The organism is Serpentinicella alkaliphila (genome assembly GCF_018141405.1).
GTDB classification, from domain to species: domain Bacteria; phylum Bacillota; class Clostridia; order Peptostreptococcales; family Natronincolaceae; genus Serpentinicella; species Serpentinicella alkaliphila.
On sequence record NZ_CP058648.1, the window covers coordinates 29216 to 44224 of the forward strand.

The 15009-nt window shown below is 32.5% G+C and carries 12 protein-coding genes; 3 read left to right on the forward strand and 9 right to left on the reverse strand.

Annotated elements, in window-relative coordinates; translation table 11 throughout:
• The first annotated feature begins 49 nt into the window (after nucleotides 1-49).
• Entirely contained in the window at nucleotides 50-640 is a 591-nt protein-coding gene (locus HZR23_RS00325) for a zinc dependent phospholipase C family protein (protein ID WP_132849421.1), read from the forward strand.
• A gap of 125 nt (nucleotides 641-765) precedes the next feature.
• Nucleotides 766-960 carry a hypothetical protein gene (locus HZR23_RS00330; protein ID WP_132849422.1) on the forward strand — a complete coding sequence of 65 codons (195 nt, stop codon included), beginning with the start codon at nucleotides 766-768 and terminating at the stop codon, nucleotides 958-960.
• A 74-nt stretch (nucleotides 961-1034) separates the two neighbouring features.
• Here HZR23_RS00330 and argS read toward each other — a convergent pair whose 3' ends face one another.
• The 9 genes from argS to HZR23_RS00375 all read right to left on the reverse strand — a co-directional run bounded on the left by argS (nucleotide 1035) and on the right by HZR23_RS00375 (nucleotide 14340).
• A complete protein-coding gene (gene argS / locus HZR23_RS00335; protein WP_132849423.1) occupies nucleotides 1035-2735 on the reverse strand; it encodes an arginine--tRNA ligase in 1701 nt (566 codons plus the stop codon).
• Between the two features lie 74 nt (nucleotides 2736-2809).
• Nucleotides 2810-3268, reverse strand: coding sequence for a DUF523 domain-containing protein (locus HZR23_RS00340; protein WP_330571485.1), 459 nt, complete (start codon nucleotides 3266-3268; stop codon nucleotides 2810-2812).
• Between the two features lie 15 nt (nucleotides 3269-3283).
• Nucleotides 3284-5653 carry an endonuclease MutS2 gene (locus HZR23_RS00345; RefSeq protein ID WP_132849424.1) on the reverse strand — a complete coding sequence of 790 codons (2370 nt, stop codon included), beginning with the start codon at nucleotides 5651-5653 and terminating at the stop codon, nucleotides 3284-3286.
• Between the two features lie 33 nt (nucleotides 5654-5686).
• On the reverse strand, nucleotides 5687-7501 hold the full coding sequence (gene typA, locus HZR23_RS00350) for a translational GTPase TypA (protein ID WP_132849425.1): 1815 nt from the start codon (nucleotides 7499-7501) through the stop codon (nucleotides 5687-5689).
• 207 nt (nucleotides 7502-7708) lie between these two features.
• Nucleotides 7709-9385, reverse strand: coding sequence for a formate--tetrahydrofolate ligase (locus HZR23_RS00355; RefSeq protein WP_132849426.1), 1677 nt, complete (start codon nucleotides 9383-9385; stop codon nucleotides 7709-7711).
• Nucleotides 9386-9425: 40 nt separating this feature from the next.
• Nucleotides 9426-12353 carry an insulinase family protein gene (locus HZR23_RS00360; RefSeq protein WP_132849427.1) on the reverse strand — a complete coding sequence of 976 codons (2928 nt, stop codon included), beginning with the start codon at nucleotides 12351-12353 and terminating at the stop codon, nucleotides 9426-9428.
• A gap of 264 nt (nucleotides 12354-12617) precedes the next feature.
• A complete protein-coding gene (locus HZR23_RS00365; RefSeq protein WP_132849428.1) occupies nucleotides 12618-12929 on the reverse strand; it encodes a YbjQ family protein in 312 nt (103 codons plus the stop codon).
• Nucleotides 12910-13137, reverse strand: coding sequence for a hypothetical protein (locus tag HZR23_RS00370; RefSeq protein WP_132849429.1), 228 nt, complete (start codon nucleotides 13135-13137; stop codon nucleotides 12910-12912). Before HZR23_RS00370 ends, HZR23_RS00365 begins: the two co-directional genes overlap by 20 nt.
• Before the next feature lie 246 nt (nucleotides 13138-13383).
• Entirely contained in the window at nucleotides 13384-14340 is a 957-nt protein-coding gene (locus HZR23_RS00375; RefSeq protein WP_132849430.1) for an NAD(P)-dependent oxidoreductase, read from the reverse strand.
• A gap of 200 nt (nucleotides 14341-14540) precedes the next feature.
• On the opposite strand from HZR23_RS00375, the gene HZR23_RS00380 reads away from it, so the two are divergent.
• Complete coding sequence (locus HZR23_RS00380; protein WP_132849431.1) at nucleotides 14541-14954, forward strand: bacteriohemerythrin; 414 nt, start codon at nucleotides 14541-14543, stop codon at nucleotides 14952-14954.
• The last annotated feature ends 55 nt before the right edge of the window (nucleotides 14955-15009 follow it).

Consider the following 15009-nt stretch of genomic DNA (forward strand, 5'->3'; position numbering starts at 1 on the left):
TTTGCATATACTATATATAGTTTTTCGAATCTTAGAAAGGTGGTATTAAATGTTTCCACAAACCCATAGAATTATTTCACAACATGTACATCATCATGTAAGTGAGCTTCTTGGAGTTAATCTTAACAAAAGCAGTTTAACATACGGCAGTATAAAACCAGATATTGCTCCTCATTTAGCAAAACTAGCTCACTTTAAACCGAATACTTTTGACTATATTTGTGATGAAATTAATGAATTATCTAAATTCAGTCTTGTTCCAAACGTTCAATTTATGAAATTAGTTTCAACAAATATTGGAGTTGTTACTCATTTTATAGCTGATTATTTTTGTGTACCTCACAACGACAGGGCAACTTATAAAAATAATTTCTTGCAGCATATGAAATACGAGAACAACCTTCATAAACTTTTTAAATCCTTCGACAAAAAAATTGATCTTACTGACACAGCCCATATATTTTATACAAATAACAATATCTCTATAAAAGACTATTTAGAAACTTTACACCTAGAGTATACTAATAGAGGCGAAAGCTTAGAAAATGACTTAGAGAGTTCAGTTCTCGCATCTTCATCAGTAGCACTCTTTATAATTACTCAAGCTATTGCAAAATTAAACTTAAAAAATGCTGCTTAGTTTTACACACATGGTTAGATGTTGAACCATGTGTTTTTATTTTTTAAAAAATTTGTAGAAACATGCAGGTTTTTTGGCATTGTTGTAGAATAAGTATGTAGATAAAACGAAAGGAGATATACTTAATGGAACAATTCTCAAAAATATCTATAGAAGAAATTTCGAAACACGATATGCTTATGATAATTAAAGCACTTGAATATACTGGAGAAAAAACAAATATCTCTTCCTTTGGCGAGCTTAAAGATGCAATAGTTAGACAATTAAGTATTCTATGTAACTCTTCTGAGGAAGAATTTATCTCATACTTACAAAAATAGAAAGCTTTTTTCATTCATAAATTTTAAGGCAAATCACCAAAGTATTTTCTTTGATGACTTGCCTTTTTCTATTCCTACATTTCCTCTGGTGCTACTATTCCTAAAAGATTAAGACCGATTTCTATTACTTGTCTTGCTGTAGCCACAACAAGAACTCTAGCCTTTTTCAACTCTTGATCCTCTACTAAAATTTGGTGCTCATTATAGAATCTATTGAATGCTTGGGCTAAATCAATTATATGTCTTGTTATTATAGATGGCTCATTTTTTCTTTGGGCATCTACAATGACTTCTGGGAACTGTTGAATGTTTTTAATAACTTCTAAAGTAATATCATCTTTCAATAAAGACATATTAACATCTATGTCAATTTCTAAGTTAGCTTTTCTTAATACACTACATGCCCTAGCGTGGGTATATTGTACATATGGACCAGTTTCACCCTCAAAGCTAAATGCTGTATCCCAAGAGAAAGATATGTCTTTAATTCTGTTATTACTCAGGTCATTAAATATGACAGCCCCTACACCTACGGACTTAGCAATCTCTTCTTTATTATTTAGGTTTGGATTTTTCTCTTCAACTATTTCTCTTACCCTATCAATCGCTCCAGTTAAAACTTCTTCTAAAAGAACAACTGTACCTTTTCTAGTTTGAATTCTTCTTCCCTCATGGGTTACTCTACCGAATGGAACATGAATAAGATCCTTTGCCCAACTATGTCCCATTAATTCAATAACCTTGAACCATTGTGAAAAGTGTAGATTTTGAGAGTAATCTGTAACGTAAATACACTTATCAAAATCAAAGTTGGCCTTTCTATAGAGGGCTGCTGCAATATCCCTAGTTGCATACAGGGTACTTCCGTCTTTCTTTTGTACTAAACATGGCGGCATACTATATTGTTCTAAATCAATAATAGTTGCTCCTTCACTTTCTTTTAGCAGCTCTTTTTCTCTTAGTTCACTTAAAACACCTTCGATTTTATCATTATAAAAGCTTTCACCTGTATAGTAATCGAATGTAACCCCTAATAATCTATATATTTTCTTTAACTCCTTAATTGTCTCAGAGCTAAACCATCTCCATAACTCTAGAGCCTCTTCAGCACCTTGCTCCATTTTTACAAACCAACCTCTAGCTTCATCCTCTAATTCAGGTCTGATTTCAGCTTCATCATGGAATTTTACATATAAGTTTAATAATGTACTAATAGGCTCTCTTTCAATCTCTTCCTTAACTCCCCAATTTTTATAAGCTACAATAACTTTACCAAATTGAGTACCCCAATCACCTAGGTGATTAATACCTACACATTTATAGCCTAAAAACTCATTTATTCTATAAAGGGCATTACCTATAACAGTTGATCTTAGATGACCTACATGAAAAGGCTTTGCAATATTAGGTGCAGAATAATCTATGCAAATTGTTTTCCCATTTCCAGTAGACTTAGAACCAAATTTAGGCCCTAGCTCTATAACTTCTTTAATAACCTCGTTTATGTAAAATTGTCTATCAACAAAGAAATTTAAATAAGCACCTTCATTTTTTACGTTTTCAAAGCCTTCAGGTAGTTTAATGCTTTCAACTAACTCTGTTGCAATCATTTGAGGAGCTTTTCTTAAAGTTTTAGCTAGTTTAAAGCAAGGAAATGCAAAATCACCCATAGCACTATTTGGTGGAATTTCAATCATTGAATATATTTCACTACTATCCATATCTGCTATATATTCCTTTAGCAGTACACTTAACTGTTCTTTAAAATCTATCATTAGATTGCCTCCGTTCTAACCTCATATTTCCAATAATATATCATAAGAAATGCTTTAAATCAATCAATATAGGTCTATTCTATTAGAAAGTCATTTTCAGTAAAGACTTTTATTCCATTTTTTTTCAGTAGATATGTAGTAACACCATCTCCACTGCGTAAGACTCCAGAGAAGGTTCCATCATATATTTTGCCAGAGCCACAGGAAGGGCTTTTAGCCTTTAAAAATGCCTGAGTTATACACATACTCATTGCTATGTAGAGGGTTTCCTTGGCACCCTTTATAAATGCCTCAGAAACATCAACTCCTTCTTTTGTTAAAACCTTAAATGAATTTTCAACTACATCTGATCCGTCTCCATTTTGTATTTCAGCTGCAATTCTAGGGGTAGTTAATCCACCTAATTGTTCAGGACACACAGGGACTATGGCCTTTCCATTAAGAAGATCAACAAGTTCTCTATTATAATTATTTTTGCCATCATACTTACAGTTTACACCTAGTAAACAAGCACTTACTAATATCATTTCCATATGATATTATCTCCTTTATTTTAGCTGTACAATAGTTACCCCTTGTCCACCCTCACCATAAGCACCCTCTCTATAATCCTTTACGTGCTTATGTTTTTTTAGCATCTGCTTAATTCCAGCCTTTAATACACCTGTACCTACTCCGTGTATAAGTGTTACTTCCTGTAATCCAGCAATGTATGCATCATCTAAATATTTATCTATTTCAAGCATAGATTCTTCCAAATTTTTCCCTCTAACATCTACTTCTGATTTAACTTTATCTGCCTTATTTTTAACAATTCTTCCTACTCCGGTTTTTTGTGCAGTTTTCTCTTCATCTGCCCTTAGTAAATTATCTAGAGGTATATTCATCTTCATAATTCCGATTTGAACTAATACTTCATTATTCTTATTAGGTGGTTCAACCACATACCCAATTTGATTTAAGGATAGTACTTTTACTGCCTCGCCAGTTTTTAAATTTTGAGGTGGTTTACTAGTCTTTTTACTAAATAGACTATCTTCTATTATTTCCTCTAAACTTTCGGCCTTCGCTTTTAATCTTAACTTAGATGCCTCTATTTTTTTATTAATTTCCTTTTCTTCCTGTTCAAGCTTGAGCTGTCTTAATTCCGTAATTATTTCCTCTGCTTCTTTTTTAGCTTCTTTCAATATTTGAGATGCCTCTCTTCTAGCTTCTCTAACTATTTTATCTCGCTGTTCGTCCATCTTTTGCTTCTTATCTAAATAGTTATCATAAAGTTTTTCAGCCTCTTGTCTTAAACGCTCACTTTGGCTCTTTTCTTTTTCACTCTCTACTTTATTTCTTTCGATTTTCTGCAATAGCTCTTCAAATTCAACGGTTTCCTTAGTAAGCAGTTGCCTAGCGCTATCTATTATAAAGTTAGGTAGACCTAACTTGCTTGAAATTTCAAAGGCATTAGATTTTCCTGGTACTCCGATTAGAAGTCTATATGTAGGCCTTAGGGTCTCTACATCGAATTCCACAGAAGCATTTTCTACCCTTTCATTAACTAAAGCATAATGCTTTAACTCACTATAATGTGTTGTTCCAATAACAGTAGTTCCAAGTTTCTTCAAATGGTCCAATATAGACATAGCTAAGGCTGCCCCTTCAGTTGGGTCAGTCCCAGCCCCCAGTTCATCGAATAAAACTAGAGAATTACTGGTTACGTTGCTTAGTATATTTACTATATTAGTCATATGGGACGAAAAGGTACTTAAGCTTTGCTCAATACTTTGCTCATCTCCAATGTCTGCAAAGACTTCATCAAAAATAGAAAGTTTTGTTCCATAATCCGCAGGAACATGCAAACCACTTTGGGCCATCAGAGTTAGTAACCCTACAGTTTTAAGGGTTACAGTCTTACCCCCAGTATTTGGACCTGTAATAACTAAAATATTAAAATCCTCGCCTAACCAAATATTTGTTGGAACAACATCCTTAGAATTAATAAGGGGATGACGACCATTTTTTATTCTAATTCTTTTATCTCTATTAATTTCAGGTTCTATGCCCTTCATATCTAAGGCTAGTTTCCCTTTGGCAATAATAAAATCTAATTCCTTTAAAATACTTTGATTAGCCTTTATTTCCGTACCGTATTGAGCTATTTCAGCGGAAATTTCCATTAGAATACGTTCTATTTCTGCCTTTTCCTTTAGCCTTAGCTCCTTTAATTGATTGTTAAGTTCCACTATAGCCATAGGCTCAATAAATAAAGTTGCTCCACTGGAAGATTGGTCATGTACAAGACCAGGAACATTAGCTCTATACTCCTGTTTTACTGGCACTACATATCTATCCTGCCTAATTGTTATTATAGTGTCTTGTAAATATTTTTGATAAGAAGGAGATGTAACTATACTGTTCAGCTTACCTTTTATAGAATCATTTTTATTTATTATAGTTCTTCTAATATCCCTAAGTATAGGACTAGCATTATCTGAAATTTCACTTTCACTAATTATACATCTCTCAATTGTATCTTCTATGTTTTTAAACTGATTTAAATTCGAAATTAAGCCTGAAAGGATCGGAAAATTTGTATTTTCCCCCTCTTTTAAAAAGGACTTTAATCTCCTAGCAACTGCCAAAGTTTGCTTTAATGTTAGTAGCTGAGACGGGTTCAAATAAGAACCTATCTCAGTTAATCTAACAAGCTGTAATACATCATAAATACCAGATAGAGGCACATTTCCGCGCTGTATTAAAATACCCTGAGCCTCACTGGTTTCCTGCTGCATTTTTTTGATTTCACTTACATTAAATACTGGCTTTAGTTCATCCACTAAGCCTTGACCTAAATGAGATACGCATTTCTCCCTAAGTCTATCTATTATTTTATAATATTCTAAAACTCTTAAGCTTTTATCATTCAAAACTCTCACCTCTTAACGAGCAATTTATCATGACTAAACATTAGTTCTTTGGCTTCTACTCCTCGCAGTTTTATCTAAAATTTTCTTTCTAAGTCGTATACTTTGAGGTGTCACTTCAACTAGTTCATCATCTCCAATAAATTCTAGAGACTGCTCTAATGAAAGCTTAACCGGTGGAACTAGCTTCAATGCATCATCAGAACCAGATGCACGAACGTTAGTCATTTGTTTTCTCTTACAAACATTTACTACTATATCTTCGGCTCTAGAGCTCTCTCCAACTACCATACCCTCATAAACCTCTACTCCAGGACCAATAAATATTCTTCCTCTTTCTTGAGCATTGAATAATCCATAGGCTACAGCAGTGCCAGTTTCATGGGCTACTAGAGATCCTCTATTTCTAGCTTTAATTTCTCCCTTGTGCTTTTCGAAACCTTCAAATAAGTGGTGTAGTACTCCATATCCTTTTGTATCTGTTAAAAACTCAGAACGGTAACCAATAAGCCCCCTGGCTGGAATTAAAAACTCAAGCTTCATCATGTCACCAACCGGCTCCATATTCTGCATTTCGCCTTTTCTTTGGCTTATCTTATCTATAACTGTACTTGCATTTTCTTCAGGAACCTCAACATATAGTCTTTCAATTGGCTCTAGTAGCCCTTCTTCAGTTCTTTTCATAATTACTTCAGGTCTAGAAACTGCAAACTCATATCCTTCTCTTCTCATAGTTTCAATAAGGATAGAAATATGAAGTTCTCCTCTACCTAATACTCTGAAGCTATCAGTAGATATTTCCTCTAATCTCATGGCTACATTTGAAAGTAGCTCTCTTTCTAATCTGTCTTTTAAATGTCTACTTGTTACAAACTTTCCTTCTTTACCTGCAAATGGACTATCGTTAACCATAAAGGTCATAGAAATAGTAGGTTCATCAATTTCGATTGAATCAAGTGCCTCTGGCTTATCAACAGAACATATTGTGTCTCCAATATTTAAATTTTCAATTCCGGATATTGCAACAATATCCCCTACAGTTGCATCTTGACCTTCTACACGGTTTAATCCGTCAAAAGTATATAGATTTGCAACTTTAACCTGAGTGATTTTCCCATCTCTCTCTATTCTAACTGCTTGTTGGCCTTTAGTTATACTTCCTCTTTCAATTCTTCCTATACCTATTCTTCCAGTATATTTGTCATAATCTATCGATGAGATTAAAAGTTGAAGACCATCCTCCTCATCCCCAGTTGGATATGGAATATTTTCCATTATGCTTTCAAATAACGGAATCATATTATCACTTTCTTCATCTAACTCATATTTAGCGAATCCATTTTTTGCAGAAGCATATACTATAGGGAATTCCATTTGATCCTCTGAAGCATCTAAAGATATATATAAATCTAGCACTTGATCTATTACTTCATGTGGACTTGCCTCTGGACGATCTATCTTATTTACAACTACAATGGATTTTAAACCTTGTTGAAGGGCTTTCTTTAAAACGAATCTTGTTTGTGGCATTGGACCTTCCTTAGCATCAACTAAAAGAAGTACTCCGTCTACCATTTTCATAATACGCTCAACCTCACCACCAAAGTCCGCGTGTCCTGGCGTGTCGATAATATTAATTTTTGCATCCTTATACATAATTGATGTATTTTTAGCAAGAATTGTAATTCCTCTTTCTTTCTCTATGGAATTAGAGTCCATTACTCTCTCTTGCAGTACTTCATTTTCTCTAAATACTCCGCTCTGTCTTAATAACTGATCTACAAGTGTAGTTTTTCCATGATCTACGTGGGCAATAATTGCTATGTTTCGTATGTCTTTTCTTTCTATCATCTTTTTTCTCATCTTCTTTCTATTTTTCTTTTATTTTCGTTTTTTGTACTCTAGAGATTTTAACACAAATAATTTATTACTGCAATCAAACCTACTTTAAATAATTAATATAATATATATTCTTTTATATAAATTAAAAATAACTCCCCTAAAGGGAGCTATTTTCAATTGCCTATTGACTAAATTTGCTTTCCTCTAGCAAAAATTCTAAAATAACCCAGTTATTTTCCCATCTTCATTAATATCTATATTATTTGCTGCTGGCTTAGCTGGTAAACCCGGCATAGTCATTATATCTCCTGTAATTGCAACTATAAATCCAGCACCCGCTGAAACTTTTATTTGTCTAACATTAATACTAAACCCTTCTGGTCTACCTAGTAGAGCTGGATTATCACTTAATGAGGATTGGGTTTTTGCCATACAAATAGGTAAATCACTATAACCTAATTCATTTAGCTTCTTTATTTCGCTTAGTGCACTAGCTGAAAAAGCTACGTCATTTGCTCCATATATTTTTTGTGCAATAGCTCTTATTTTTTCAGGTATAGTCATACCTAAATCGTAGGCATATTCAAACTCATTAGTATTACCTTCTATAAGCTTAAGAACTTCTTTTGCTAGGATCTCTCCACCAGCTCCGCCCTTTTCCCACACTTCTGAAATTGCCACATTTACTCCTAACTCTGAACACATCTGCTCAACTAATTGTAATTCAGCTTCAGTATCTAACGGGAATTTATTTATGGCTACTACGGCTGGTAACTTAAATACTGTAGTAATATTTTCTACATGTTTAAGTAAATTTGGTAATCCCTTTCTTAATGCTTCTAAATTCTCTTTATTTAATTCATCTTTGCTCACACCACCATTATATTTTAATGCTCTAACTGTTGCAACAATAATAACTGCATCTGGCTTGAGTCCCGTCATTCTACATTTGATATCTAGAAACTTCTCAGCTCCTAAGTCTGCTCCAAAGCCCGCCTCAGTAACTACATAATCAGCAAAATTCATAGCCATTTTTGTAGCTATAACTGAGTTGCATCCATGTGCTATATTTGCAAAAGGTCCTCCATGTACAAATGCTGGTGTACCCTCCAAAGTTTGAACTAAATTAGGTTTAACCCCGTCCTTAAGAAGGGCTGCCATAGCACCGTGAGCACTTAATTCCTTAGCTGTAACAGGTTTATCTTCATAGGTATAACCTATTATTATATTACCTAACTTTTCTTTTAAATCTACTAGATCATTAGCCAGACAAAGTATGGCCATTACCTCAGAGGCTACTGCGATATCAAATCCATCTTCCCGAGGCACTCCATTAGTTTTTCCTCCTAAGCCAACAATAATATCTCTAAGTTGTCTATCATTCATATCCATAGCCCTTTTCCAAGTAATTCTACGGGGATCAATGTTTAGAGAATTTCCTTGGTGAATATGATTGTCTATCAGAGCAGCTAACAGATTATTTGCTGCTGCTATAGCGTGAAAATCTCCGGTAAAATGTAGATTTATATCCTCCATAGGTACAACCTGAGCATATCCACCGCCGGTTGCACCACCCTTTACCCCGAATACAGGTCCTAAAGATGGCTCCCTTAATGCCACTATTGTTTTCTTTCCTAATCTCGTTAGGGCATCGGATACTCCTATAGTAGTTGTAGTTTTACCCTCTCCTGCTGGAGTTGGATTTATAGCGGTAGTTAGAATAAGCTTTGCTTTATGGCTAGTTGGTCTAGTCCTTAGCAAATTATTATCTACCTTTGCTTTAAACTTCCCATATAATTCTATATCATCTTCATTTAACTCCAATTTACTTGCTATTTCTCTAATATCTTTTAACTTTGCCTCCTGTGCTATTTCAATATCTGATTTAAACATTTTTTATTCCCCCTGTCTTTTCATTGGTATCTATTATTTACTAATTGAATATATCCACTAGGTTATTAAATATTTCTTCATTTTGTTTAATCTTATTTTCATTACCTAGAACACAATAGTTATTCTCTTTCATAAGTTTATCTACTATTTCTGCTAGGGCTTTAATGTCGGCTTCTTTTGTACTTAAAATCTCCGTCCTTTCATTCTTCAAATCCTCATATGTTAATCCACTAATATAGTATGCTGCTGCCCTATCGCCTTTTGCAGATGGTGATAAAGGTGCATCTATTTTACTAATTGTACCGATAATATACTTTGTCATCTCTCTTTCGTCAGCTTCGAATTGACTAATATAGTTATTCATTTCATCATAAACCTCTAAGGTCTCTTTTAAATTCGGGTCCCTATAGCTGGCAAAATACATATTACCATTTCTTGAGAATCCAGCCATGGCACCATAGGCACCACCAGAAACTCTAACTTTTTTCCACAGGTAGTCTAGGCTAACTATTGTTTTTAAAACCTGCATTTGACCCTTGTATTCAAATCCTAATTTTCTAAAATTATACGCTTTAGCTACATACTGAATTTTACTAGAGGTCAATAATCCCTCATTAAGCGCAGTAGGTTCAAATCCTAAATTAACTTTTTCTATATTTCCATCTTTTAAATTTGATAGAATTGATTTAAAAGCATCTTTGAAAGCATTATAATCCTTTTCATCAACAGTTACACTAGCTATAAGATTATTTTTATTAAATATTTGGCTTTTTACCCTCTCTAGATTACCTTTAATTTCTTCTATCATGCTATTAAAGTTATCCTCAAGATCAGCTATAAACTTATAGAAAGATATTCCTGTTGATAGCTCTTGATAATAGCCTAATGGTGAAAAATATGACGTTGCCCTTTTTGCGGCTACAACATGACCTTCATTTAATATAACTGATTCAAGTCTAGATTTAGCCTCTTGTATAATTTCTTTAAGTCTTTTTTCTTCTGTAAATAGTGTATTTTCAATTATCTCTTTAGATAATTCAATAAGCTTAGGTAATTGTTTAACTAATGCTGCAGATTTCAAAGTAAATTTTGGATAAAATTGTTCATCATTATCCATTTGTGAGTAAGCTTCTGTATTAAAATAAATTCCACCTGTATATATATTTACTTCATTAGAAAGCTGTTCATAGTTGTACTTTTCAGTACTTACCTTTCCTAAAACATATGAAAGCAGACCCATATATGGAATTAAGTCCTTTGAAATATGTTTAGTATCGAATAATAGATTTATATATACTATTTCATTTGTAAAAATAGGGCTATGCAGTATTTTAATTCCTTGTTCTTCCTTTTCTACCAGTGGAAGTTTTTCTGGCTCTTTGTCTATATCATTTAAGGCTAGTAAAGGTATCGCCTCTAGCTCCTCTTGTGTATTTGGCTGTTCTTGGAATCTTTGTAGCTCTTTTGTTTGTGCGATCAATTCTTCTAACTGACCCTCAGATAGGCTATCTTTATATGCCTTAAGCTTATTATATACTTCGTCTTCAATTTCTTTAGCCAATCCTTTTTTCGGTTTGACAATAAGTAAAGAACGATGTAAATTATTAACTAAATAATCATCAATTAGTTGTTCAAAATAATTGGTTGTTAAAGCTGTTTTAATAGTTTCTAGACTATCCTCATAGCTTAAATGCATTGTTGGATCCGCATCATGTAACCAACTTTCCATACTCTTCATTGCATAGATTAGTCCTTTCGGGTATCTACCAAAATCTGCTTCTCTCAATCTAAATTCATAGGCATTTATAGATGCTTCTATGAGCTTCTTATCTATACCATTTTTTACTAGATATTTAAGTGTACTAAATACAACATCATTGAATCTAGATTTTTCACTTTCATTTGTATTCTTTGATACTACTGTAAATACAGGTTGAAGAACTGTATAATCGAAAGAACCAAAAACATCCTTACCTAATCCAGCCTCTAATAAAGCTTTTTTCAATGGGGCTGCTGGGGAGCCAAGTAATATATTATTTAAAATATCAAAGGCTAGATGTAACTCTGGATTAGTAGATTGACTAACGGCGAAATTTAAGCTTAAAAAGGCCTTTTCATCTTCCTTTTCATTTGTTGAAATTGGATATTCTACAGTTACCTCCTGTTGTTCATCAAAAGCCCCTTGAATAGGGATTTGTGTATTGACTTCAATCTTTTCAAATGCACTTAAGTATTGTTCATCTATAAATTTAAGATGCTCAGATAAATCACCATCTCCATATAAATGTATATAGCTATTCGCAGGATGGTAATATTGTCTATGATAATCTTTAAATTGATCGTATGTTAAATCAGGTATAACTTCCGGGTCACCACCTGAATCATGTCTATACGGAGTATTGGGGAATAAAGTTTCTTGAATCTTTCTAAATAGAATTTGTTCAGGGGATGAAAAGGCACCTTTCATCTCGTTATATACAACGCCCTTATATTTTAATTCATCTTCCTTATTATTTAACTCATAATGCCAACCTTCTTGCATTAATATTTCTTTCTTTTTATATATATTTGGATAAAAAACTGCATCTAAATACACATCCATAAGATTAACAAAGTCTTTATCATTTCTACTGGCGATAGGATACATAGTTTTATCCGAAAAGGTCATAGCATTTAAAAAAGTGTTTAGAGACCCCTTTGCTAATTCAACAAATGGATCCTTAGAAGGAAATTTTCTTGAACCACATAATACTGAATGCTCTAAGATATGAGGTAGCCCTGTACTATCAGTAGGTGGGGTTCTAAATGTAATTGAAAAAACCTTATTATCATCATCCGTTTGTATATGCATAAGTCTTGCACCACTTTTTTCATGGGAAAACAATCTACATACACCCTTAATCTCTTTTATCTCCTTTTCCATTAAAAGTTTAAAATTGTAATAACTTCTCCCAACTTCAAAAACCATTTTTTTAGCCCCTTTCTATAAATCAAGTTAATTTGTAACTAGTTTTTCCGAAAATAGCAAATAAATTCAATGTGATAAATTTATTACCGAACTTTTACTAGAAAGAACAAGTGAATATTCCCACTTGTTCTTTTAAAACAAATAACTATTTAGCGTTTTCCAATATTTCGACAAATTTTAGAAATTCCCTGCTTTTTGCTAAAACTTTCTTCTAAATAAAATAAAGCCAAACTAATTTGAGTTTAGCTATATTTTATTTAAAACTTATTTAAATTTAACAGCAGTCCCATAAGCAAGTATCTCCGCAGCTCCTGCCATTACAGCACTTGATGTATATCTAATATTAATAATTGCATCTGCCTTTAAACCTTCTGCTTCCTGAACCATTCTCTTAGTAGCTTTTGCCCTTGCTTCATTCATCATTTCAGAGTAGGAAGTAAGCTCTCCACCAACTAAATTTTTAAGTCCACTGGCAATATCCTTACCAATATGCTTTGCTTGAATCGTTGATCCTTTAACTAAGCCTATAGTTTCTAGCTCTTTTCCAGTTATAAAATCAGTATTTACCAAGATCATCTTCATCTTCCTCCTTAATTTCTTTTAATCTTTGAATTAATATATATATAACTAAAACAATTAGAGCTATTATAACTCCAACTACAACAAGTCTTATAATTATCGGCATATGATAAAAATCTAATGCTCTTGTTATACCATAAAGATAAGAGGACAAGTATAATAACAATAATATAACAATTATTATTGGGGCAATCATTTTTCTCACTATTTTCACCTCGAATCTTTAATCATATTAATATATTTATCCATAAAGCAAAAAAATAATCACATAATTACCTATTAGTTATTATCTAGCTATTATCGATTTGTTGATCTAAATATATTTTATGCGTTTGTATCATAGTTTAGTTATTTTTTCTGTTGAAGATTTTTATTAAAATAGGTTAAAAAAGAAGATGCTAAATTCATTTTGTCGTGTTATGAAATAAGCATCTCCGTTAATTTATAAATTTTATCCTACAATATTTATTGGATTTCCATTTGCAAAGGCTTCAATATTTTTAGATAAAAGCTCAACTAATCTTTGTCTAGATTCTATACATCTCCAACCTATATGTGGAGTAAGTACTGCATTATCCATTTTAAATAAAGGATTGTCTAAAGATGGAGGCTCTGGATCCTGAACATCTAAGCCCGCTCCAGCAATTACACCATTTTGTAGAGCTTCTATTAAATCTGTTTCATTTATCAATGGACCTCTAGAAGTATTAATAATAAATGCTGTAGGCTTCATTAATTTTAATGTATCTTTATTAATAATATGTCTTGTACCTGCTGTAAGTGGGCAATGAAGTGAAATAAAATCACTTTTTTGTAGTAATTCCTCTAAAGTCACAGCTTGTATTTTTGAGTCTTCAAATTGTCTTGGGGTAGGATCATATGTAAGCACATTCATCCCTAGAGCACGCGCAGTCTTTATTACTTGCATACCAATAGTTCCAGCTCCGATTATCCCTAGATATTTTTCCTGCACTTCAAAATGTGGAACTTTAAGATACTCAGTAAAGTTACTATAATTATCCTGTTGAATCATCCTTTGTTGCTTTATCATTGATGAGGCAAAGTTTAGTATATAAGTAATAGCCAATTGAGCAACACCCTCTGTACTATATCCAGGAACATTACACACAGCAATCCCTTTATTAGCGGCCGCTTCTAAATCAATGTTGTTAAAACCTGTTCCAGCTTCACATATAAGTTTAACAGAAGGTGGAAATTGTTCGATAAGTTCCTTTCCTAAAGGTATTTCCTTTGTAATAACAATATTTTGATCCTGTACTCTTTCTAATATCTCTTTGTCATTACTTTCAACATAATTTGTTAATATACCAAGGTCTCTCAATGATGAAAAGTCAAGATTACTATCAAAATCAATTTTTGTTGCGTTTAAAAACACTATTCTTTCCATGGCTACCTCCCTTTACTATCTTTAATATGTATTTTTTAAGCTACCAATATTATACACAACTTAAAAGTCAATGTAAATGTATCTTAGATATGTAAGTATATTTTAATCTTACTTAATTTAATATGTGAAAAAATGTTTGAATAAGTAAGATTTTGGTATATATTTGATTATATAATTTTAATTAAATTAGGGGGATTAGTATGTTCACGTGGAAAGATAGTTTTAGTTCTAAAATTAATGAATTTGATAATCAGCATAAACGATTATTTGATTTAGGTAACCATTTATACTCTCTAGTTAGAAATCAATCTAATGATGATAACTATGATGAGATTATGCAAACCCTTCAGGATTTACAGGAGTACACCATATATCACTTTCAATCAGAAGAGAAACTGATGGAACAATTTAAATATCCAAAACTTCTTTCACATAAAATTGAGCACGAGACTTTCATTAGGGATTTACAGGGACTTTTAAAAAAGGATGTTGATGATAATCAAATAAAGATTTCCTTAGAAATAATTCAATTTATAGCAAATTGGATCGAAAATCACATACTTAAATCAGACAGCCAATATGGTGAGTTCTTAAAATCTAAGGGCATAGAGTAATACAAAATAAAGGAAATTAATTATTTTTAAAAAATAATTAATTTCCTTTCAATAT